At 47.6% G+C, this 23,160-nt stretch carries 18 protein-coding genes; all 18 read right to left on the bottom strand.

The annotated features are described in order from the left end of the window. Positions 1–45: 45 nt before the first annotated feature. Positions 46–1,728: a cellulase family glycosylhydrolase gene (locus M1D59_RS09105; protein WP_154059142.1), complete on the bottom strand. Its 1,683-nt coding sequence runs from the start codon at positions 1,726–1,728 to the stop codon at positions 46–48. 134 nt (positions 1,729–1,862) lie between these two features. Then, a complete protein-coding gene (locus tag M1D59_RS09100) occupies positions 1,863–3,977 on the bottom strand; it encodes a glycoside hydrolase family 48 protein (RefSeq protein WP_458117946.1) in 2,115 nt (704 codons plus the stop codon). A gap of 75 nt (positions 3,978–4,052) precedes the next feature. Next, entirely contained in the window at positions 4,053–6,014 is a 1,962-nt protein-coding gene (locus M1D59_RS09095; protein WP_458117945.1) for a glycoside hydrolase family 9 protein, read from the bottom strand. Between the two features lie 391 nt (positions 6,015–6,405). After that, a complete protein-coding gene (locus M1D59_RS09090; RefSeq protein WP_020451423.1) occupies positions 6,406–10,722 on the bottom strand; it encodes a PolC-type DNA polymerase III in 4,317 nt (1,438 codons plus the stop codon). Positions 10,723–10,809: 87 nt separating this feature from the next. Continuing rightward, entirely contained in the window at positions 10,810–12,528 is a 1,719-nt protein-coding gene (locus tag M1D59_RS09085) for a proline--tRNA ligase (protein ID WP_271725189.1), read from the bottom strand. A gap of 108 nt (positions 12,529–12,636) precedes the next feature. Beyond that, on the bottom strand, positions 12,637–13,902 hold the full coding sequence (gene rseP, locus M1D59_RS09080) for an RIP metalloprotease RseP (protein WP_105978898.1): 1,266 nt from the start codon (positions 13,900–13,902) through the stop codon (positions 12,637–12,639). Between the two features lie 6 nt (positions 13,903–13,908). Further along, the gene (dxr, locus tag M1D59_RS09075; RefSeq protein WP_026579731.1) at positions 13,909–15,060 is read right to left on the bottom strand and encodes a 1-deoxy-D-xylulose-5-phosphate reductoisomerase; all 1,152 of its coding nucleotides are present in this window, start codon (positions 15,058–15,060) and stop codon (positions 13,909–13,911) included. A 46-nt stretch (positions 15,061–15,106) separates the two neighbouring features. Continuing rightward, positions 15,107–15,910 (bottom strand): phosphatidate cytidylyltransferase, encoded by an 804-nt coding sequence (locus tag M1D59_RS09070; protein WP_020451419.1) that lies wholly within the window; start codon positions 15,908–15,910, stop codon positions 15,107–15,109. Between the two features lie 12 nt (positions 15,911–15,922). Then, positions 15,923–16,705, bottom strand: a complete 783-nt coding sequence (locus M1D59_RS09065; RefSeq protein WP_020451418.1) for an isoprenyl transferase — start codon at positions 16,703–16,705, stop codon at positions 15,923–15,925. A 129-nt stretch (positions 16,706–16,834) separates the two neighbouring features. After that, positions 16,835–17,377 (bottom strand): ribosome recycling factor, encoded by a 543-nt coding sequence (gene frr / locus M1D59_RS09060; protein WP_154495759.1) that lies wholly within the window; start codon positions 17,375–17,377, stop codon positions 16,835–16,837. Between the two features lie 16 nt (positions 17,378–17,393). Next, entirely contained in the window at positions 17,394–18,116 is a 723-nt protein-coding gene (gene pyrH / locus M1D59_RS09055) for a UMP kinase (protein ID WP_020451416.1), read from the bottom strand. A gap of 149 nt (positions 18,117–18,265) precedes the next feature. Next, positions 18,266–19,147, bottom strand: a complete 882-nt coding sequence (gene tsf, locus M1D59_RS09050; protein ID WP_020451415.1) for a translation elongation factor Ts — start codon at positions 19,145–19,147, stop codon at positions 18,266–18,268. A gap of 100 nt (positions 19,148–19,247) precedes the next feature. Further along, a complete protein-coding gene (gene rpsB, locus M1D59_RS09045) occupies positions 19,248–19,988 on the bottom strand; it encodes a 30S ribosomal protein S2 (RefSeq protein WP_020451414.1) in 741 nt (246 codons plus the stop codon). Positions 19,989–20,141: 153 nt separating this feature from the next. After that, positions 20,142–20,651 carry a DUF6115 domain-containing protein gene (locus M1D59_RS09040; RefSeq protein WP_023857198.1) on the bottom strand — a complete coding sequence of 170 codons (510 nt, stop codon included), beginning with the start codon at positions 20,649–20,651 and terminating at the stop codon, positions 20,142–20,144. Positions 20,652–20,746: 95 nt separating this feature from the next. Continuing rightward, positions 20,747–21,511 carry a FliA/WhiG family RNA polymerase sigma factor gene (locus M1D59_RS09035; protein ID WP_003181822.1) on the bottom strand — a complete coding sequence of 255 codons (765 nt, stop codon included), beginning with the start codon at positions 21,509–21,511 and terminating at the stop codon, positions 20,747–20,749. 22 nt (positions 21,512–21,533) lie between these two features. Then, a complete protein-coding gene (locus tag M1D59_RS09030) occupies positions 21,534–22,040 on the bottom strand; it encodes a chemotaxis protein CheD (RefSeq protein ID WP_026579732.1) in 507 nt (168 codons plus the stop codon). Then, positions 22,037–22,666 (bottom strand): chemotaxis protein CheC, encoded by a 630-nt coding sequence (locus tag M1D59_RS09025; RefSeq protein ID WP_003181818.1) that lies wholly within the window; start codon positions 22,664–22,666, stop codon positions 22,037–22,039. Before M1D59_RS09025 ends, M1D59_RS09030 begins: the two co-directional genes overlap by 4 nt. Positions 22,667–22,676: 10 nt before the next feature. Next, a complete protein-coding gene (locus M1D59_RS09020; RefSeq protein ID WP_003181816.1) occupies positions 22,677–23,153 on the bottom strand; it encodes a chemotaxis protein CheW in 477 nt (158 codons plus the stop codon). Positions 23,154–23,160: the final 7 nt, after the last annotated feature.

Here is a 23,160-nt window from a genome sequence, read left to right as displayed (position 1 = left end):
TAAAGAAGATCCATGGACGGCGCCATTCAGAGATTAGCAGGCCGTTCAAGGCGTGACTTTCACCTTCACGACCGTCTCGACGCCTTTCGGCCACAGTTCAAATGTAAAGGTGGAATCGCTTTTCAAATACTTTAAAACCCGCTCTCTCAAATACAAATCCCCGTCTTTTTCGTAAAAATCCTCGTCATAGTTCAAGTAGGGCGTCCATGACCATACTTCTTCAAGAACCGGCCTTCCTGTAGAATCGACGACTCCTTTAACCGTAGCCAGCTTCGTTCCGTTCAGTGACGCCGGGATTTTGAGATCACCGCTGATTGCCGATTGACTGACGGTGAATTCGCTTTTTTCAAGCTTCGGGTCATCATAAAGAATGATATCCATAACCTGGCTGGCTCCTTTATGAAACGTAAACGTGAGCTGCGCTTTTACCCCAGGCTGCCCGGACCCGTTCAGCAGCTTTGCCAAGCAGGATTCCTTAATAGAGACCGTTTTTCCGGCATTATCAACTGTATAATCACTGCCTTCCTTTAATGGTTCGGATTTCTGATAAATGCCGGTCAGCACATTGCCGGTCAGCTGAATGTCCACCGTCTGATCGCTGAGGTTTTGACCTTTTTTTATAAAAAGATCTGCCGGTTTGATGATCGCATTGGGAACGCCGCGTCCCGCCTGAATGACAATCTCTTTAACAACAGGATCGCGCCACTGTCTCTCAGTCCGGTCAAACTGGTCATTCCCGTTGTCCCACCACATCGGGACCATTTGATATTTGTGGGCAAGGCGGACAAACGTATCATGATAGAGCCGCTTTGAATGATTTTCATTGGCGCCGAGGGTACCGTATTCGCCGATGATAACCGGGTATCCTTCCCTTACAAATTTTTCATAAACCGGTTTGATATCCTCCTCCATCTCGGAGATTTCGGCTGCCGATCCCCAAGTCGTCCGGCCCCACCAGTTTGATACGTAATCCCACGGAGAATAGTAGTGATATGTGAGGACAATCCGGTCATCATCAGGCGGTTCAAATGAATGAAGCAATTCATCTTTGTTATCTTCAAGCCCCCCGACGATCACGAGCCGCTGGCTGTTGTTTCCGCCGGTCGAACGGATGATGTTCAGCATCTCGCGGTTAAGCAGATTCATTTGATATGCGTTCATTCCAGTCGGTTCATTGACGATTTCAAACAGGAGGCGTTCACTTTTGTTTTTAAAACGCTCGGCAATTTGCTTCCAGACTTTCCCCAGCTTATCTAATGTCTCCTGCTGGCTGTTTCCCATGCGGCTGATCCATAGCCAAGAATCGTGGTGAATATTTAACACGACATAAAATTCTCTTTCCAACGCCCAATCCGTCACTTCTTCCACCCGGTTCATCCAAGCGGTGTCGATCAGATACCCGGGAGCGCTGCCGATGTGGGAGTCCCATGTCACCGGAATCCGGACGCTTTTAAACCCCGCGTCGCGAATATCATCAAAAGTATGCTCGCGAACCGGCGGATTGTTCCAAGAGCCTTCTGTCGGAACAGCATCCAGCGTGTTGCCAAGGTTCCATCCGGGACTCATGTTTTCCAAAAGGTCTGCCGGGGTGATGATGCTCTGCTTTTCTTGCTTTACTGGCCCGCTTGTTCCCGAAGCTTTCGGAACTGTGGATAAAAGAACGGTTCCCATGATCAAAACGAACAGAATGATCGACTTTAAACACAAGGCTAACCATTTTTCTCTCAAACTTTTGAACTCCTTTTTTATTAGATGATCGTGCAAAACACTGGCTAAAATCCCTCAATTTAAAAAAGGCGGCTGAACGCCGCCTTTTCCCAAACGTTCAAGCGCATATCAATCTGACATTCTCTTACAGATTGTTATGCATTTCCGATTAAACGGTCATACTCAGCGTAAGCTGTCGCCATATCGACCTGAGACCAGAAGCGGTGATACACAAAAGTCGGCAGACCGTTTTCCCATTTGCCTGTATTCGGATTCCACGAGGTCTGATATTTATTTTCCAAATAAGGCCACATCGGATCGTTTTTAATTTTCGGACGGAGGTCGGCATGACTGATATAGACGCCGTTACCGCCCTTTGCCGGATCAGACGGCACAGTGTTGGAACCAGGAATGGTGTTGCCCTGCCCGTTTTTGCCGCTCCAGCCATTCGGAAAATAGACTTCCTTCGTAAAGTAGCGGATATAATCTTCATGTTCTTCCTCTGCTGCGATACCGATTCCGTCATTTTTATTCCATGCTGCTTCAAGCAGTTCTTTTGCCACGTTTTTGGCCTTGTTTCCAAGAGTGGTAAAGCCGCCGGTTTCGGCTTTTGTTCCGGCTGCAAAGAAGACAAGCGTTTTAATATAGCTGCCGAGAACACCGACATCTTGAGAAGGATTCTTCGTCGTGACATGCAGTCCCGGATTTCCGGTAAATGAATCAAATCCCTTCCACGGATCAGGCTGGCCGCTCCATTCAAGGTTTGCCGGAATCCAAAACTCGCCTGGATCGGATTGTACGGCGATCTGCGGGTTTTGGCCGCCAAGGACGCGTTCTCCCGCTTCATTTAAATAATAGCCTTCTTCATCCGTAACAGGCCGTTCGCCCACAAACACATAATCAAGCGAATACGCGATCCATTTTTCAATCACATGCTTTGCCATTTGGAAGTTTTCAGACGATTTGTCACCTTTCTCTGCGAAAATATAATACAGTTCCGCCACCCTTTCCAGCGGCCAGACTTGCATCCCGAACCAATTGTTAGAAGGCGGATCGTGATATACAGGCGCTTCTGTGTATGCCATTCCGTAAAATGTGCTGACATTCTGCGGATATGCGCTGTAGCTGCCGTTCCAGCTATTCGTGGCGCCGCCTGCAACAGCTCCTTCTGAAGAAAGCAGCCATGTGTAAAGTTCAAGCTGCCTTTTCAGCGCCTGTTCCCAATCGCTGCGCGCTGTGGATGAATTTGGAACCAATCCGCCTTCAGCTGTTGACAGTGCATAAGAAGCGACAGGGTTTTGATAACCTTGGTGCACATGACTCGCACCGATCCGCCACGCCCAGTTGGCATACTGTCCCAATCCGCCTCCCCAAGCAGTGTACCATGCCATTAAATAATGACAGGCATTTTTTCCAGTTCCGCGGGAAGGCGAGCCGTCAGCAGCGCTTCCAATCTCTTGAAAGTATTTGTCATACATGCCGTAACGGAGAAAGTCCCCCATTTTTTTAGCTTTTTCTAAATACTTAGTATTGCTGTAGCCCCATTGCCTTGCCCAGTACATCGCCTGAACAGCGCGCGCATCGGCGTCGGTCGCATTAGTGTAGCGCCATTGCGGGGCAGGAGCCTGATTTTCTTTTGTAAACAGACTCATTAACCCTTCATTCGGTTTTCCAAACGTCTGATTATCTTGAGAGGGGTGCGGAACCGTTTCCCAAACAGACTCCTGTTCACCGCGCTGGTAAGTGTTCACATAAACGGCGGTGTGTGATGGGTTCAACAGGTTCCCGAATCCATACCAGTTATCGACATCAAGCAGCCAGTGCATTAAATACGTTTCATTGCTTCCGTATGTGGATCTAAGCTCACTGTCAAGCGGATCGTTTCCGGCCGGATATTGTCCGGTCAAAGCCGAAGGATAAAGATCTGGGTAGCGGTGTTCGGCGGCATATGTGGCAGGGCTTGAGGGGTTATAATAGTTCATCGTCGGCTGTTCTTCGTTTCCATCGCCTTCATTGACCGGGATGATATATTTCTCCATATTGTCCCAGGCGGCTTCTAGCTTTGACCAGTCCTGTGTGTATCGGCCGTACATCGCTTCAAGCCAAAGCCAATAACTGTATGCTTCAGATGTTGTCATATGGCCGTAATCAGGCGCTTCGCATATGAGCGTTTCAACTGAATGATAAGGAATGCCTTCAGGCGAAAAATAGCCGTTTTGCGGATTTTTAATTTGCTCATACAATTGCATAAAGCGTGTTTTATTGTCCATGATGCGTCCTCCTTTTGAAGCTTCAAGCTTTCGTTTCATATGATGGGACTGCCGGGGATTGAATCCGGGTGTTTTTTAGTCAGGCTCATTTCCAAAAACAAGCCGGCCTTCATCATATACTGGTATATACCGGGTTTTTGCCAGCGTGTGTGACAGCCCCCGGTAAGAGTGGTCATTTTTCGGATTCCAAAAAGACGTCCCCGCCGGAGCCGCTAGGCGGAACTGAACTTCTTTCTTATGGGCGGATTGACCCCCAGGGTATATCATAACCCCGCTGAAGCTGACTTCCGTATAGTAAATGTGTTCGCCGATGTGATATGGCTTCAGCTGGGACACCGACGCCCCTTCGTTGTATCCGGTTGAGATCTTTATATCTTCCGAAGAAAATCCGGCATTCACCGCTTCAGTCAGGTCCACGTAATAGCGGAAAGACAGCTTATCGGTTTTCTTTGCCGGCCATCCTGATCGGTTATTAAGCTGCACTCTGATTTCTGAGTAGTTGTTTCCCGAGCTGTTTATGGATGCCTCCGCAAAAAATTCATCTTCTGGTGTTTCCTTTTCGGGAAAATGAGGCAGCGGTGATTGCCCGGCACCATACAGTTGAAACATTTTGGCTGCATTGCCCGTGAAAGCCGCATTGTAATCGATCGCAACTTCGTTTGACACATAATCATTTGTTTCGTCCCGGTACGAATCATCTTTTCCCGGTCCGCCTACTAACGCGCCGTAAAGGGTATGGCGGTGGTTTTCAGGCACATTCATATGATCGGCCCATGAACCGTGTGCGGTGCGGTGATGCGGGTGCTTCGGCGGATTTGTTCCGTACCCGACGATAAAGCTGCGCTGTTGCGGATTATCCCCAAGCATATAGTTCATTTGCTGAACCGCAAAATCCCGATACCTTTTTGCTTTGCCGGCATCTTTTACCCAATCTGAATAAACAAAAGCGAGAAAAGCGGCGTTTGAAGCGTAGCGCAGCGATCCCCACTGCTCAAGCCATGCCAGCCCGCCTGGTGTATAAGTGATACGCTCTGTGCTTCCATTATGATTGTAGCCTGTCGACCAATAATCAAGATTGCGTTCGACAGATGCGGTAAATCGGGATTCGTTCGTCAGACGAGCGAGCAGCAGCTGTGCTCCGTAAGTGACGTCATCCCAGGAAAGCGTCCAGCGGTAAGGCCAGTTTGCGGGATCGCCCCAATCTGAGACCGAAGCAAGCGCTTTATCCAAATAGTTTTGTTCGCCGGTTGCCAAGTAGAGCCAGACAGCTCCCCAAGTCAGCTCATCTTTATACCCGCTCCACGAATTATAATATTGCTGCGCGTCTGTAATGCAGTCTGAATATTTGCCGCGGTAGCGGTCGGCAAAATCGTACAATTCCTTGGCATGGGCCAATAGTTTATTTGAATAAGAAGCGTCTGTCGGCTTGAAAATGATTGATGCAGAAGCTAGGGCTGCTGCTGTACCGCCGGCAAGGTCTGAACCGGGACAGGCTGCATCTATCTTATAAGCCGGCCGCTTCATAGGCATTACTTCGGCCGGGCCCCACCAGGCATGATCTTGGGCCCCATGGCCGACTTGGCCCCAAAACTCATAAGGGCCTGTATGCGCTTTAATAAAATAGTCTGTCGCCCATCTGATATTGTCTAATATCGCATCAAGCTGTCCGGCCGCTTCATAGGCATCGCGGTACTCATAGACGGACCATGACAGAACGGCCGCAGAATAAGCCATTGGAAGGCCGAACTTCACGTGATCTCCTGCATCATACCATCCGCCTGTCAAATCATGGCCGACATCTTTTCCATCCTCAAGCGCAGAGTCCCCTCTCCAATTCAGACGGCTGCCTTCCGGAAGCTTTCCGGAGCGCTGCGCCTCATAGAAAAGAATTGATTTTTGCAGCAACTCCGCATAATTTTGGTTCTCTTTCGCAAATGCAATGTCCGCCTTGCCGAAAGCCGGCATGAACAACATCGCAAACGTAAGCAGTAAAACAAAGAAAAACGCTTTCATTTTCAAAAAAGCTTTCTCTTTCAACGGACTCCTTCCTCCTCATTTTGTTTTCCTTCAAAACAGCCGATGTTTACATGACACTCACCTCCTTTAGTGACGGACAAATGGTGTCTTTCGGTAAGCGGAGAAGAGACTGATTGAATTTTTGAAATTTGAAGATGTGCTGCAGATTCACGCAGGTTCAATGTTTGCCGGAGGAACGAAGAACTTTGTTTGTTTAATCAAGAAACTAACTTCTGTTCACTGAAAAAGTGAACTTCTTTATAGAATAATATCATTTTGAAAATATTAACATTAATGTATTTTTATTGTCAATTAATCTAACAAACTTTCCGCACTTTTCGCGCCTCTGAATCTTCGAAGCACGCGCTGGGTTAGAAAACAAAAAAGAGACTGCCGAATAAGTCGGCAGCCTTTAAAATAAAGACAGCTGGTTCTGATCTGGGAGCGACTCGAGACAGCCGTGGCGCTCCAAGTATTCCATGATCGTTTTTGACACCTTGCCTCTTTTTTGCAAATCTTCTTTGGAAAGAAATTCGCCTTCTTCCCTTGCTTTGACAATATTCAAAGCGGCGTTTGTTCCAAGCCCCGGTATTGAATTAAACGGCGGAATCAAGCTGTTTCCGTCAATGATGAATTCGGAAGCGCTCGATCTGTATAAGTCGACTTTTTGGAAAGAGAAGCCCCTTTCGCACATTTCAAGCGCCAGCTCAAGCACCGTGAGCAAACTTTTCTCTTTCGGAGAAGCGTCAAGGCCTTTAGAGTTGATGTCATCCATGACGGCTTTAATCGCTGTCGACCCTTTGATCATCGTTTCGATATCAAAGTCATCGGCCCGCACCGTAAAGTATGCTGCGTAGTAGAGCAGCGGATGATGGACTTTAAAATAAGCGATTCTGACCGCCATCAAAACATATGCCGCAGCGTGGGCTTTCGGGAACATGTATTTGATTTTTTTACACGAGTCGATATACCAGTCCGGAACATTATTATTCTTCATTTCTTCTTCCCATTCAGGTGTCAGTCCCTTACCTTTACGGACAAATTCCATAATCTTAAAGGCGAGGGATGGCTCAAGCCCCTGGTAGATTAAGTACACCATAATATCATCACGGCAGCCGATCACTTCGCTCAGTTCACAAATATTATTGTGAATCAGCTCCTGCGCGTTGCCGAGCCATACGTCCGTACCGTGTGACAGGCCGGAAATCTGAACGAGCTCGGAAAATGTCGTCGGCTTGGTGTCTTCGAGCATCTGTCTGACAAAGCGGGTTCCGAATTCAGGGATGCCAAGCGTTCCGGTTTTACAGCCGATCTGCTCTTCGGTTACCCCTAAAGATTCTGTCCCTTGGAAAATTTTCATCACTTCGGGATCATCGGTCGGAATCGTCTTCGGGTCAATCCCGCTCAGATCCTGGAGCATACGGATGACCGTCGGATCATCGTGTCCGAGAATATCCAGCTTCAGCAGGTTGTCATGGATGGAATGGAAGTCAAAGTGCGTCGTCTTCCATTCGGAATCGGTGGCATCCGCCGGAAACTGGATTGGTGAAAAGTCGTAAATATCCATGTAATCAGGCACAACGATGATTCCGCCCGGGTGCTGCCCTGTCGTCCGCTTGACGCCTGTACAGCCTTGGACAAGGCGGTCGATTTCCGCCCCGCGCATATGCAAATTGTTGTCGTTAGCATACCCTTTGACATACCCGTAAGCCGTTTTTTCGGCGACTGTGCCGATCGTTCCCGCACGGTAGACGTTATCCTCTCCGAACAGGACTTTCGTGTAGTTGTGGGCGTGCGGCTGATATTCGCCCGAGAAGTTCAAGTCGATATCAGGAACCTTGTCCCCTTTAAACCCCAGAAACGTCTCGAACGGTATGTCGTGGCCGTCTTTTCTGTAGGCCGCTCCACACTTCGGACAGTCTTTGTCAGGCAAATCAAATCCCGAACCGACCGATCCATCGTTGAAAAACTCGGAATGGCGGCAATCCGGACAGACGTAATGCGGCGGCAGCGGGTTGACCTCGGTAATTTCCGTCAATGTTGCGACAAGGGAAGAACCGACCGATCCCCTTGAACCGACAAGATAGCCGTCATCAAGGGAGCGTTTTACAAGCTTATGAGAGATCAGATAGATGACGGCGAATCCATGGCCGATAATGCTTTTCAGCTCTTTTTCGATCCGCTTTTCGACGATTTCCGGAAGGTCGTCGCCGTAAATGCTTTTTGCTTTCTCATAGCTCATGCGGCGGATTTCGTCATCTGCGCCTTCGATCTTCGGTGTGTAAAGATCGTCTTTGATCGGCTTGATTTCTTCGATTCGCTCGCTGATCAAACGGGTGTTCTTGACGACGATTTCTTTCGCTTTTTCCTCACCCAAAAATGAAAAGGCCTCAAGCATTTCATCCGTCGAACGGAAATGAACGTTCGGCAGTTCGTGCCTGTTGAGCGGATTTGCGCCGCCTTGTGAGGAAACCAGAATCTTGCGGTAAATTTTATCCTCAGGGTTCAGGTAATGAACATTCCCTGTTGCTACTACTGGAATATTCAGTTTCTCGCCGAGCTTTGTGATGTTGGCGATGATTTCTTTTAACGCTTTTTCATCCCTGACGAGTTCAAGCTGGAGCAGGTGCCGGTAGACTTCAGGCGGCATGACTTCAAGATAGTCATAAAATGAAGCGATGTCTTCGACCTCTTCCGGCGATTTCTGCATCATGCCTTCGAATACTTCGCCTTTGTCGCATGCCGAACCGATTAAAAGGCCTTCTCTGTACTTTTCAAGCTGTGACCTCGGGATCCTCGGCACCCTGTAAAAATAATGGATATGTGAAAGCGACACGAGTTTGAAAAGGTTTTTCAAACCTGTCTCATTGACTGCCAAAAGGGTCGCGTGATATGGCCTTGAACGCTGATAGGCATTGGACTGCCCCATATTTTCATTCAGCTGATCGTGGTACATGATATTTTTTTCGGCCGCGTCTTTCAGCATTTTCACAAGGAGATAGCCCGTCGCTTCGGTATCATAAATCGCCCTGTGGTGCTGGGTGAGCTCGATGTCAAACTTTTTACAAAGCGTATTCAGCCTGTGGTTTTTGAATTCCGGATAAAGAAAACGGCCCAGCTCAAGTGTGTCAATGACCGGGTTCTGCACTTTCTCCGAATTCAGCAGACGCTTGTAGGCGACATTGATGAAGCCGATGTCAAAGCTTGCATTGTGAGCGACAAGCGTGTGATCTCCGACCCATTCTTTAAAATCTCGGATGACCTCTTCGGCTTCAGGCGCATCTTTCAGCATATCATCGGTAATCCCAGTCAGCTCGATGATCGTAGCCGATAAAGGGCGATGCGGGTTTGCAAACCTTTCAAAGCGTTCGATGATCTCCCCGCCTTTTACTTTTACGGCGGCCAGCTCGATGATCGTATCATAGACGGCCGACAGCCCCGTCGTCTCGACGTCGAACACGACATATGTCTCCTCTTCAAGCAGACGGTGCACCGGATTGTAGGCAATCGGCACGCCGTCGTCGACGAGGTTGGCTTCAAGTCCGTAGATCATTTTCACGCCATGCTTTTTGCTCGCCGCGAATGCATCAGGAAACGATTGGACAACAGCGTGATCAGTGAGCGCGATAGCCGGATGCCCCCATTTTTTCGCCTGTTCGACAAGCTTGCCGATACTTGATACGGCATCCATCTGGCTCATCGGTGAATGGAGGTGGAGCTCGACACGTTTTTCGTCCTCCGGTGCTGTATCCTCACGGGTTTTCCCTTTGATTTCATTGACATCGTTGGCGATCATCACCAAATCGCGGACGAATGTATCGTTTTGTATGCTTCCTCTCGCCTTTACCCACATCCCTTTTTTCAGGGACTTCATCAAAACAGCGTCCTCTTTTTCACGTGCGAACATTTTGACGAGAATGCTGTTTGTATAGTCGGTTATCTTAAAGATACAAAGCGTTCTGCCGCTTTTCAGCTCTCTTGTTTCAGCGTCGAATACATAGCCTTGCACCGTAATTCTCCGCTCTTCATCCATGATGCTGTCAAGCGTTCTGATCTCTTCAGAGTCTTTAATCTGGTAGCCGATCTGAAGAGGGCCTGACGGCGCTTCATCGTCTTGGGCTTCCTTATCCTGCTTTTCCATTTCGATTAAAGCCTGAAGGGCTCTCTCTTGATCTTCGGCCATTTTTTGCTCTCTGAATTTCTGAATCTCTTGATCTGACACAAAGATTTCTGTGTCGAGCTGGAGCTCAGGAAAACCGAATGTGCAGTAGCTTGACTGGATGAGTGAGCTGTATTTCTTTTTTAAAGCGGATGCTTCTGTATCTGTTTTCGTTTTAAGCAGGATTTTGTTCCCCGTAAGCTTGGGCTTTTGGTCGTTCAAAAGCGTCAAAATCGGCGGGGAAATACCATCGAGTTCCTGGATGCAGCGCGTCCAGTAATCCTGAACAAGCTGCTCGTCAATCGAAGGGTTTTCCGCCTCGATGGAACAGGTGACCTGAGCGATATGGGAAAAGGTGCGGGTCAGCTGGGTGTGAAACCGTTCGAAGATTTGATAAGGCAGGACATTTTTCAATTTAAAGTGAAAGTGCCATGTCTTCTTGTTTTTATGAACGGTCAGCTTTATGATTTGTCCGCCTTCAAGGTGACGGATCATCGTATCTTCCGTTACATTCAGCTGCTGCAGAAGAATTTGAAACTGTCTTCTGTTGACAGAAAGCTGGTCTTCCAAGACAGATTCCTCCCTAAAAGAAAATCATAATTGAAGGTACCTTGGGACGATTCCCGAGGTACCTTCCTTTACTCTAGTTTAACATCTTTAAGAGTGAGAAGATAAGCTCTTGACTTGTTTTTCGATAAAGTCCAAAAGCTCTTCAGCGGCGACTTCAAATGATTCTCCGGTTTTGCGGATCTTCACTTCGACAACGCCTTCATCAGCTCTTTTTCCGACCGTGATGCGGATCGGCAGACCGATCAAATCGGAATCTGCAAATTTAACGCCGGCCCGTTCAGCACGGTCATCAAACAATACGTCATAGCCGTTCGCTTTAAAATCTTCATACAGCTTTTCGGCAAGCTGAACCTGCGCGTCATTTTTCATGTTAAGCGCGAGGATGTGCAGGTCATACGGCGTCACTTCCAGCGGCCAGATCAAGCCTTTATCGTCATGATGCTGCTCAACGATGGCCGAAAGTGTCCGGGAAATCCCGATTCCATAGCAGCCCATCAGCATCGGCTGAGCGCGTCCGTTTTCGTCAAGGTATGTTGCGTCCATCGCTTCAGAATAGCGGGTGCCGAGTTTAAAAACTTGTCCGACTTCGATTCCTTTTGCAAAACGGATCGTTCCGTTTCCATCCGGTGAAGGGTCTCCTTCCTGGATCAAGCGGAGATCGGCGAATGTCACATTGTGCGCATCCCTGCTGATATTCACGTTTTGATAATGGTAATCTGTTTTATTCGCTCCTGCTGCTGCGTTTGCCATCGCCTTCACAGCAAAGTCTGCAAAGATTTCGATTTCACGGTCGAGCCCCACCGGTCCGACAAAGCCAGGCTCAGTACCTGTTATCTCAGCAACCTCTTCGGCGCTCGCGAATTCGATCGTTTCTGCTTGGAGCAGATTCTTCACCTTAATATCGTTGACTTCATGATCCCCTCTCGTCAACACGAGGACAAAACGTCCGTCTGCTTTCATGAGCATTGATTTCACGCAGTCTAACGGGGATATGCCAAGAAATGCGGCAACTTCTTCGATCGTTTTGACCGAAGGTGTGTGGACTTCCTGGAGCTCTTTCATTTCAGCCTGCTCGCCAGCACCGGCTTCCTTCACTTCAGCCATTTCGATGTTGGCAGCGTATGAAGACTGATCAGAATACGCAATTGTATCTTCACCGACATCGGACAATGCCATAAATTCATGGGTATCCTTTCCGCCCATCGCGCCTGAATCTGCAATGACCGGTCTGAAATTCAAGCCGCAGCGCGTAAACACATTCGTATACGCCTGGTACATATCATTGTACGTTTCATCAAGGCTTTCGGCGGAAGAATGGAAGGAATACGCATCCTTCATGATGAATTCCCGGCCTCTCAACAGACCGAAGCGCGGGCGCTTTTCATCGCGGAATTTCGATTGGATCTGGTAAAGGGTCAGCGGAAGGCGCTTGTACGATTTCACTTCATCTCTGACGATGCTTGTGATGACCTCTTCGTGTGTCGCGCCAAGGGCAAATTCGCGGCCGTGGCGGTCTTTCAGCCTCATGAGCTCAGGACCGTACGTGTACCATCTTCCCGATTCCTGCCAAGTTTCCGCCTGCTGGAGAGCAGGCATCAGCATTTCGACGGCATTGATTTTCTCCATTTCTTGGCGGACAATGCTCTGGATTTTATGAATGACTTTATTGGCAAGAGGCATATAGCTGTATACACCGCTTGTGTTTTGTCTGATAAACCCCGCTCTGAGAAGAAGCTGATGGCTTTTTGCTTCAGCATCAGCCGGCACTTCGCGGAGCGTAGGAATTAAAGTCCTGCTCTGTCTCATTCGTTCGCACCTCATTTGTTTCAGTTGGTTACTTTTTGAGTCGGGAACGGCGTCCCTAAAAAAGAGCCTTTTAAAAGGCTTGGCTGCACTTAAAAAAGGCAATTGGTTTTACAGAAATAAGCGCTGGATATCGTTCCATGTGACGACAAGCATTAAGAGCATCAAAAATGCGACGCCGACAAAGACGACAAACGCTTCTTTTTCTCGGTTGATCGGCTTTCCGCGGATCGCTTCAATAAACAGGAACAACAGTCTGCCGCCGTCCAGCGCAGGGATTGGCAGAAGGTTGACGATCCCGAGGTTAATGCTTAAAAATGCGGCCAGCTTCAGCAGATTGATAACGCCTGTCTTGGCCACTTGGTCTGTCATGTCATAAATGCCGACAGGACCGGCCAGCATGTCGATTGAGAATTGTCCCGTGACGAGCTTTCCGAGATTGGTCACGATGCTCTGCGCTACTGTCGCCGTTTCGGTCGCACCGTAGGAAATTGATGTCAGGATTCCTGTTTTCACCGGGTTGTAAGCGCCGAATCTGCCGACGGTTTCGTCCCCTGCCTTGACTGCTTCAGGTGTTACGTATTTCGTCACCTTGACGTTGTCGCGCATCACAACGATTTTCAGTTCTTTTTCAGGGTGTTCCCTGACCGTGTTGACAATATCCGTCCACGATTTCATGTTCTCCCCGTTGATCGTTTGAATGCGGTCTCCTTCCTGGAGTCCCGCTTCCGCCGCCCGTCCGTTGTCTATCAACTTGCCGAGCACCGGCTCGTCAGACGGCACTCCCTGCATCAGGCCGAGCATTACGAGAATGACATAAGCCAAAATAAAGTTCATGATCGGGCCGGCCGCAATCGCCTTTATACGCTGCCAAACCGTTTTTGAATGGAATTGGCGGTTGTAAGGAGCGATCTGGACTTCTTCCCCGTCTACGATGAAAAAGGACGTTTCACTGACAGAAAAGGATGAGAGATGATCTTCATTGCCGTGCTCATAGCCCGTAATCCTCATCTGATGCTCCAGGTCAGCCTGCTCCACTTCGATGACCAATGCGTCAGGATACTTTTCTTTTTGGTTGATAATGATCTTTTCGACTTTGTTTTCGCTGTCGAACAACAGCCCGACCGTATAACCGGGCTTCACTTCAATCATCTCAGGATCTTCACCGGCCATTCTGACAAAGCCGCCGATCGGAAGAAGCCTGATCGTATAAACGGTCTCATTTTTCTTAAAAGAAAAGATTTTCGGACCGAAGCCGATAGCAAACTCCCGGCACAGTATTCCGGCTCTTTGAGCAAGGATGAGATGACCAAGCTCATGGAAAAATACGAGCGTTCCAAAAATAAGAATAAACGCGATCACAGTATTCACGAACATACCACCTTATGTGAGTAATGTTTGGACAAACTTTCTGGCGTCTTTGTCCACTTCACGGATCTCTTGAAGGCTCGGCTTTGCGATCACCTGATGGCGTTCCAAAGCTTTTTCAATGATGTCTTCAATCCCGAGAAAGGAAATCCTGCCTGAAAGAAATGCCGCAACGGCTTCCTCGTTGGCCGCGTTTAAAACAGTCGGCATTGTACCGCCTATTTTACCTGATTCATAAGCGAATTGTAAGCAGCGGAACCTTTCAAAATCAGCTTGGGCAAAATTCAGCTGTCCGACTTCCCAGAGTTCGAGTGATTTGGCTTCATCAAACGGCAGGCGTTCCGGATAGCTGAGCGCGTATTGAATCGGCACTCTCATATCAGGTGTGCCAAGCTGGGCGATGACGCTTCGGTCGTGGAATTCCACCATTGAATGAATGATGCTTTCTTTGTGAAGGAGGACATCGATCCGGTCATAAGGCAGATCAAACAGCCAGTGCGCTTCAATGACCTCGAGCCCTTTATTCATCATTGTAGCCGAATCGATCGTGATTTTTGCACCCATCGACCAATTTGGATGATTGAGGGCTTCTTCCACTGTGACCCCTTCAAGTTCCTGCCTTGTTCTGTCCCTGAAGCTGCCGCCTGAAGCCGTGACGATCAGCCGTTTAATATGCTTCGGATTTTCCCCCTGGAGCGCCTGGAAAATCGCAGAATGCTCGCTGTCGACTGGCAAGAGCGGGACATCGTATGTTTGGGCGTGTTCTTTCACTATATGACCGGCTGTCACGAGAGTTTCCTTATTTGCAAGCGCGACTGTTTTTTTATGCTCCATCGCCTTTAAAGTCGGCAGAAGACCAACGCTGCCGACGAGAGCATTGACGACGACATCCGCTTCCGGACTAACGGCCGCTTCGATTAAAGATTCCTCCCCGATCCCTGTTTTAAAGGTGTAAGAAAAAGAATGCTGTTTTAATGCTTCATATGTATGCTCATCCCCTACAGATACATACTTCGGTTTAAATGTTTCAATGATTTCTGCCGCTTTTTCGGCGTTTTTTCCGAAAGACATGGCGGTCAGCTGAAACTTATCGTCATGCGCTTTGATCACATCAAGCGTCTGTTCTCCTATGGAGCCTGTCGCCCCCAATAGACATATGTTCTTCAAAATTGCCGCACCTCTGTTTCTTTCTAGCTATCAGTACCCTTTTCTATCATAGCCCGAACGGCTGAAAAAGAACAAGCAGGAAGTATAGAACCGGCATGACAAATAAAAAGCTGTCAAAGCGGTCCAGCATTCCGCCGTGTCCCGGAAGGATCCGGCCCGAGTCTTTCACTTTGTAGTGTCTTTTGAACGCAGACTCGGCCAAATCGCCGATCTGACCGACGATTGATAAAAGCACGGTAATGATCAGCACAAACAGATAAGCGTGCGGAAAACCTGTGGCAGCCTGATAAATCGCGGAAAAAACGACCGCTGTCAAAATCCCGCCCCAAAAGCCTTCAACCGTTTTGTTAGGGCTGATTTCAGGCCAGAGCTTCCGCTTTCCAAACGCCTTTCCGATAAAATAAGCGCCGGAATCCGTTGACCAGACGACACCGATTGCAAAAAAGACATAGCTGAGTCCGATGTTTCTGATTTCAATAAAGTAATAAAACCCGAATCCGATATAAACTGCTGCCAGCGCCACGAATGCCGCTTCGTCAAAAGTAAACGAGTTTTTGCTGAGCACCGTGTATGCCAAAAGCAAAAGGACGGCCAAAAAGACGACCTCCCCTTTGGTTATGCCCAGCCCCGCGTCTTCCGCATATTGGCTTGGATACAGCAAAACCGCCAAAAGCAGCAGGCTGATGATACCCGGAGCGCTGATAAGCTTCAGGCCTTTCATTCTTAAAAGTTCAAATAGAGCGAGTATACCTATTGCATAAACTAGCAGGGTGAACGGCAGCTTGCCGAAAATCACGAGCGGCAGAAAAACCGCTGCCGCGATCACACCCGTCAATATTCTCTGTTTCATCTGCACCATCCTCTAAATTCCGCCAAACCTTCTCCCGCGACGCTGATATTCTCCGATAGCCTGAAGCAAGTGAACGTCTTTAAAATCAGGCCACAATACATCGGTAAATAAAAATTCGCTGTAGGCAAGCTGCCAAAGCATGAAGTTGCTCAGCCTGATCTCGCCGCTTGTGCGAATCAGCAAATCAGGGTCCTGCAAAGCTTCTGTCATTAAATAATCGGAAAATAGCTTTTCGTCGATTTCCTCGGTATTCAATGTGCCTTTTTTCGCTTCTTCGGCAATTCTCTTTGCGGCTCTGACGATTTCTGCACGTCCCCCGTAATTCAATGCAAAATTAAGAATAAGTCCGTCATTGTTTTCCGTATCACGGATTGCTTTTTCAACCGCGCGGATCGTGTGGGGCGGCAGTCCTTCCCTATCGCCTGTCAAGCGGACCCGGACATTTTCTTCGACCAGCTCCGGGAGATACGTTCCCAGGAACTCTTCAGGCAGCTTCATCAGAAAGTCAACCTCAAACTTAGGACGCTTCCAATTTTCCGTCGAAAAGGCATACAGCGTCAACGCTTTGACACCGAGCTCATTGGCAAGCTTTGTCGTCTGTCTGACTACCTTCATGCCTTCGTGATGACCCGCGATGCGGGGCATCGCCCGTTTCTTTGCCCAACGGCCGTTTCCGTCCATAATAATGGCGATATGTTCAGGAATTTCTCCTTTTAAAATATTTTCTTTTGTGTAACATTCCATGTTGGAAGCAGCTGAATGCTGATTCTTCCAATTTTTGAGTATATTGAGCATGAGAGTCCTCCATCACCCAAAAGGTTGCTTTCCTGTTATATCGTTCTTGATAACAACAGTATTAACAAAAAAACCCCCTGTAAACATGAGAGGGTCTTTTCACTATTATCTATTGTACAGAGTTTTTCATTAAACTTCCATGATTTCTTTCTCTTTATCTTTTGTGATCTCATCAATTTTTGACACATATTCATCTGTCAGCTTTTGTACGTCTTCCGTTGAAGAGCGCAATTCATCCTCAGTCATTTCACCATTTTTCTCTAGTTTTTTCAGATCGTCATTGGCATCGCGGCGGATGTTGCGAACCGCGACTTTAGCATCTTCCGAATATTTTTTCACGAGCTTGGCAAGCTCTTTTCTGCGCTCCTCAGTTAGAGGAGGGATCGTGATCCGGATGATGTTGCCGTCGTTTGATGGAGTTATGCCGAGGTCGGCTTTTTGAATCGCTTTTTCAATATCGCCGAGCGCTGTTTTGTCATACGGTGTGATGAGAAGCATGCGCGCTTCCGGAACCGTAATGGACGCGATCTGGTTTAAAGGCGTCTGCGCTCCGTAGTATTCAACTGTCACTTTGTCCAGCAAAGACGGATTTGCACGTCCTGCACGTACAGTCGCCAATTCGCGCTGATAAGCGCCTATCGCTTTTTCCATCCGTTCTTTTGTTTCATTCATCACTTGAGTTGACACGTTATTTCCCCCTTACGATTGTACCGATTTGTTCGCCTAAAACGGCTTTTTTAATATTTCCTTCTTCCATAATAGAAAAGACGATCAGCGGGATGTCGTTATCCATGCAAAGTGAAGAGGCGGTTGAATCCATGACGGCCAAACCGTCTTTTAACACATCGAGATAAGACAATTTTTCATATTTTACGGCTGTTTCGTCAGTTCGAGGATCGGCATTGTATACACCGTCGACATTATTTTTAGCCATTAAGATGACGTCGGCTTCGATTTCAGCCGCTCTGAGCGCTGCTGTCGTATCCGTTGAGAAGTATGGATTGCCTGTACCGGCAGCGAAGATGACGACGCGCTTCTTTTCAAGATGGCGAATCGCTTTTCTTCTTATGTATGGCTCAGCGACCTGCCGCATTTCGATGGATGTCTGAACTCTTGATTGAATGCCGAGCGTTTCAAGGCTGTCTTGCAGCGCAAGGGAATTCATGACCGTTGCAAGCATTCCCATGTAGTCCGCTGTTGCGCGGTCCATTCCGAGATCGCTGCCCGTTTTTCCGCGCCACAGGTTGCCGCCGCCGACGACGACCGCCACTTCAACATCAAGCTCGGCGATTTCTTTCACCTGTTTGGCGATGGACTGGATCACGGTCGGGTTGATGCCGTTTCCCTGTTCACCCGCAAGGGCTTCTCCGCTAAGCTTTAATACGATACGATTATACTTTGGTTTTTCCATATTAACCTCCAAGTGCATGCTTGCCGTTATTTATTATGCAAGAGAAAAAAAGGTTTGTAAACTGTTTTAAAAATAGGGACACAAATTGTGTCCCCTATTTTCTTTGAAAAGATCCTGCCGTGTGTTTTAAGGCAAGCGGCTTTTCAATCTTATTTTTTCACTTGGTTCATAACTTCTTCAGCAAAGTTTTCTTGGCGTTTTTCGATACCTTCTCCAACTTCGTAGCGGACGAATGTTTCAACTGTTGCATTTTTCGCAGCAACGACCTGTTTCACTTTTTCATCCGGGTTTTTAACGAATGCTTGATCAAGCAGGCAGATTTCTTCGAAGTATTTGTTCAGGCGGCCTTCAACCATTTTTGCGACGATGTTTTCAGGCTTTCCTTCTTGAAGCGCCTGCTGAGTCAAGATTTCGCGCTCGCGGTTCGCTTCTTCTTCTGACACTTGGTCACGGGAAATGAAGCGAGGGTTTACAGCTGCAACGTGCATCGCGATGTCTCTTGCTGTTTCTTCGTCAGTTGTGCCGTTAAGGACAGTCAATACGCCGATTTTTCCGCCCATGTGCAGGTATGCGCCGAATGCAGCGTCATCGCCTTTTGTCAGGACAGTGAAGCGGCGAAGCGTGATTTTTTCTCCGATTTTAGCAACCGCGCTTGTGATGTATTCTTCTACAGTTGAACCGTTAGCCATTTTTTGAGCCATAGCAGCTTCAACGCTTTCAGGCTTTTCAGCAAGAATGTGGTCAGCAAGGTCGTTCAAAAGCTCTTTGAAGCCTTCGTTTTTCGCAACGAAGTCCGTTTCGGAGTTCACTTCAAGAATAACGCCTGTGTTGCCGTCGGTTTTGATCAAAGTCAAACCTTCAGCCGCGATGCGGTCAGCTTTTTTGGCAGCCTTTGCGATTCCTTTTTCTCTTAGAAGATCGATCGCTTTATCCATGTTGCCGTCAGTTTCAGTTAACGCTTTCTTGCAGTCCATCATGCCTGCGCCAGTTTTTTCACGAAGCTCTTTTACCATTTGTGCAGTAATTGCCATTTTTGATTTCCTCCTTATATATCAAACAAAATATGTAAGTGTTGATCTGGTGAAAAAAAAGGTGATAAAAGGCAGACCCCCTTATCACCTTTTGACCAGGTTAAGCAGTTGTTGTTTCAGTTGTTTCTGCTTCTTTCGCTTCTGTTTCAGCTACTTCTTCACCTTGTTTTGCTTCAAGGATGGCATCTGCCATTTTAGAAGTCAGCAATTTAACAGCGCGGATGGCGTCATCGTTCGCAGGGATGACAACATCGATTTCATCAGGATCACAGTTTGTGTCAACGATTCCGATGATCGGAATGTTCAGCTTGCGCGCTTCTGCAACCGCGATGCGCTCTTTGCGAGGATCGATGATGAACAGTGCGTCAGGAAGCTCTTTCATTTCTTTGATTCCGCCGAGGAATTTTTCAAGACGCTCTAATTCTTTTTTCAATTGAACGACTTCTTTTTTAGGAAGTACGTCAAATGTGCCGTTTTCCTGCATTTTTTCGATATCTTTAAGGCGTTTGATACGCTTTTGGATCGTTTCAAAGTTTGTTAACGTACCGCCAAGCCAACGTTGGTTGACATAGTACATTCCAGAACGTTCCGCTTCTTCTTTAACAGAGTCTTGAGCTTGCTTTTTCGTACCGACGAAAAGGATTTTTCCTCCGTCAGCTGCAAGGTTTTTCGTGAAGTTGTATGCTTCTTCAACTTTTTTGACTGTTTTTTGAAGATCGATGATGTAGATTCCGTTACGCTCCGTGAAGATGTAACGCTTCATTTTTGGGTTCCAGCGGCGCGTTTGGTGGCCGAAGTGAACACCAGCTTCAAGCAATTGCTTCATAGAAATGACTGACATGTGTTATTTCCTCCTAATATAATGGTTTTTTTCCTCCGCTTAGGTCATTTTTATGCAGGACTGCACGCGAGAACCGCACAGCACCGCTTGCATAAATCGTTAAGCGTGTGTAATTAACACCAAGAAATAATATAACATAAGCTTTCTCGACAATCAAGAATCGTTTTTCAGCTTTCCGCGAAATTTTAAGAAAAGCTCGATTTCTGTTTTCCCGCTTTTCAGCTGTCTTGCGATTTCCTCCGGAGAGAGCCCCTTTTCATATAATGCGAGAGCTTCTTCTTCATAGGATACGGATTCCTGCTCTTTTTGATTGAGCTCATCCTCTTCCTGCTCCACCTCATTGATCATCGCTTCGATGTGAAGCGGCAGATCGCGCGATTCGTCCGCTTCCGGAAGGGCGGGGGTTTGAGCAGGAATGTCAGGCTGTGTTTGCACTCTTTGCGGCTCTTCTTCGGCATTCGCCCGAATCTCGCGAACGAGTTTTTCATTTTCGTCTTTTAGCTCCATCAAAAAAGCGGTCAATGTATTCTCGGTTTCTTCCAAAAGCTGTTTTTGCTCTTTCTCCGCCGCCTTAAAAGCGCTGAGCCTCGCATTCAGAATGATGACGAAATAAATCAATATACCGTGGAGCGTAAAGCTCACAAGCCATAATATTGTTGACATATTTTTCACTCGCTAACCATGAAATTTAATCAAAAAAAGACTTCCCTGTCGGACGCTTAAAAAATGCTGCCGGTTTCATGCCGGCAGCTTACATGTTATTGTACCACTTTATCCAGCAGATGCTTCAGTTTCAAAAGCGCCTTGGAGTGAATCTGTGAAATGCGGGAAGTCGACAAATTCAAAACCTGTCCGATTTCCGTCAGGGTCAGCTCTTCTTTATAGAATAAGCTGATCACGAGCTGTTCTTTTTCTGAAAGCTCGTTTATTTTTTCCGCAAGCTGGGAGATCAGTTCGTCTTTGAGCATTTTTTCTTCCGGCGTGCTCGTTTTGTCGTCCCTGATCATCACCTGGACGTTCTCCCCGTCTTCATGGTCGTGAAGCTTCTCATCAATTGAAAGGAGATTCGCAAAGAAACCTTCATTGATTGTGGTCACGACGTCTTGCTCGCTCATTCCCAGCTCAGCGGCGATTTCGCTCGGCGAAACATTTCTTAAGTAGCGCTGTTCGAGCTTTTCGATCGCAGCTTCCACTTTCTTCGTTTTTTCACGGGATGTTCTCGGAAGCCAGTCTTCTTTGCGAAGGCCATCGATAATAGCGCCTCTGATTCTGAAGGAAGCGTATGTATCAAACTTCAAATCCCTTCCCGGATCAAATTTTTCAAGGGCGTCATACAAACCCAGCATGCCAAGGCTGACCAAATCGTCTTTATGAACGGACTTGGGCAAGCCGACGGCTATCCGGCCGACATGATATGTCACAAGCGGCATATAGCGGCGGATTAAATCATCGCCTGCCTGAGGATCTTTCCATTCTTTCCACCGCGACCAAAGCATCTGATCTTCATAGTTCAAGGATTGCATCTTTATCCCCCTATATTGCATATTAAATCATCGTTACACCTTGTTTAACTGTCCGGATGACAAGTTCGGCTGACTGCGGATCGAACTCGATCGTTCTTCCGCTGTTTCCGCCTGTATCCTCGCTTACAATCGGAATGTTTAAGAGAGATAGATGTTTTTTAATCGCAAGCACATTTCTTGGCCCGACTTTCATCAAATCATTTGTCATCTTAAATTTAAACATTTCGGCTCCTCCGGCCATTTTCGCTTTCAAAGCGTATTTTCGGCATCCGGCTTCAAGCAGCATCTTGACCGTCGCTTCGACAGCTGTGTCCGCGTACTTTGCCACATTGATGTCCGGTGTCTTGGATAAGGAAGAGTCGGGAAGCATGACGTGGACGAGACCGGCCGTCTTCGCTTCCAAATCATAGAGCACGAGTCCGACGCACGAACCGAGACCCGATGTCCTGATCTTGTCGGGAGTGCGGACTATTTTCACATCGGCAATTCCCACTCTGATAATCGATGTTTCTTTTTCTAAGATTTTCATAGAGCTGCACCCAATGCATGAAAGAGCTTTTCAAAAGAATCATAGTCCGGCAGAAGGAACAAATGCGCTTTTACTTTCCGGTTGTGCTCCTCGTCAAAAATGGAGTTGTCGATCACGATAACCTGGTCTCCAACTTGGCTGAGCTCGATCAGCCCTTCGCTGATGACGGCTCCGAACATATCAAGCGTCAGTTCAGGGACGCTCGGGTACATTTGCCGGTTTGTCAAATCAGCGAGAGCGGTCAAATAAGATCCCGCCATAATATTCCCGAGTTCGTGCAGGGCGGAGGCTCCGATATCATTCGGCGTCATGCTGTCAATCTCGAATTCCGGATTGCCGACAAGCTCCCTGATCAGCTGCTCGGCCTCTGAAAAAGGCATGATCACGAACATAGAACCGGGAAAATCCCCTTCCATGCGCAAAAAGATGCTTGCGACAGGAAGGTCTGCACCGCCGAATAGGTTGACAAGCTCATCAAACGACATCAGCTTGACAAACGGCACTTCCATTTCGATTTTCCTGTTCAGCAATAGAGCCAGGGCAGAAGCGGAATGACCCGCTCCGATATTCCCGACTTCCCGCAATATATCAAGATGCTCTTCTCTAATTCCGTTAAATACGCTCATCATAGGCTCCTTATTTCTTCACATTTTCAGAAGCGGCGGCAAGGCTCGACTTCCGGTTTAAAACAGCTTCAGAGTCAATCAGATTGAGAAGTCTGGACCCTTGCTTGACGATGCCTTTAATCCATTGCCTGCCGTCTTTTCCTACCGTTTCGGGAGCCGATTCAATTTCCTCTTCCTCGACAGTGATGACATCGTTCGCCTCGTCCACCACCCAGCCGACTTCAATGTCCTGATGGGTGATGATGATGATTCTCGTTTCATCTGTAATTGTATCTCCAGGCGCTTCAATCCGCTTTCTTAAATCGATGACAGGCGTGACAACACCTCTCAAATTAATGACGCCGCAAATATACGGTTCCACTCCCGGCACCCTTGTTGGCTGCTGCCATTTTTCAATGGACATCACTTCGGATACAGAGATGGCATACTCTTTATGATTTACTTTGAACACAATCATTTTTTCACCGGTGGTAGTCTGTGTGGTCAAGAGGATC

The sequence above is a fragment of the Bacillus sp. PK6-026 genome (assembly GCF_054161455.1).
Note: the sequence above shows the minus strand (reverse complement) of the source record. Positions and strands in the feature narration are given on the sequence as shown.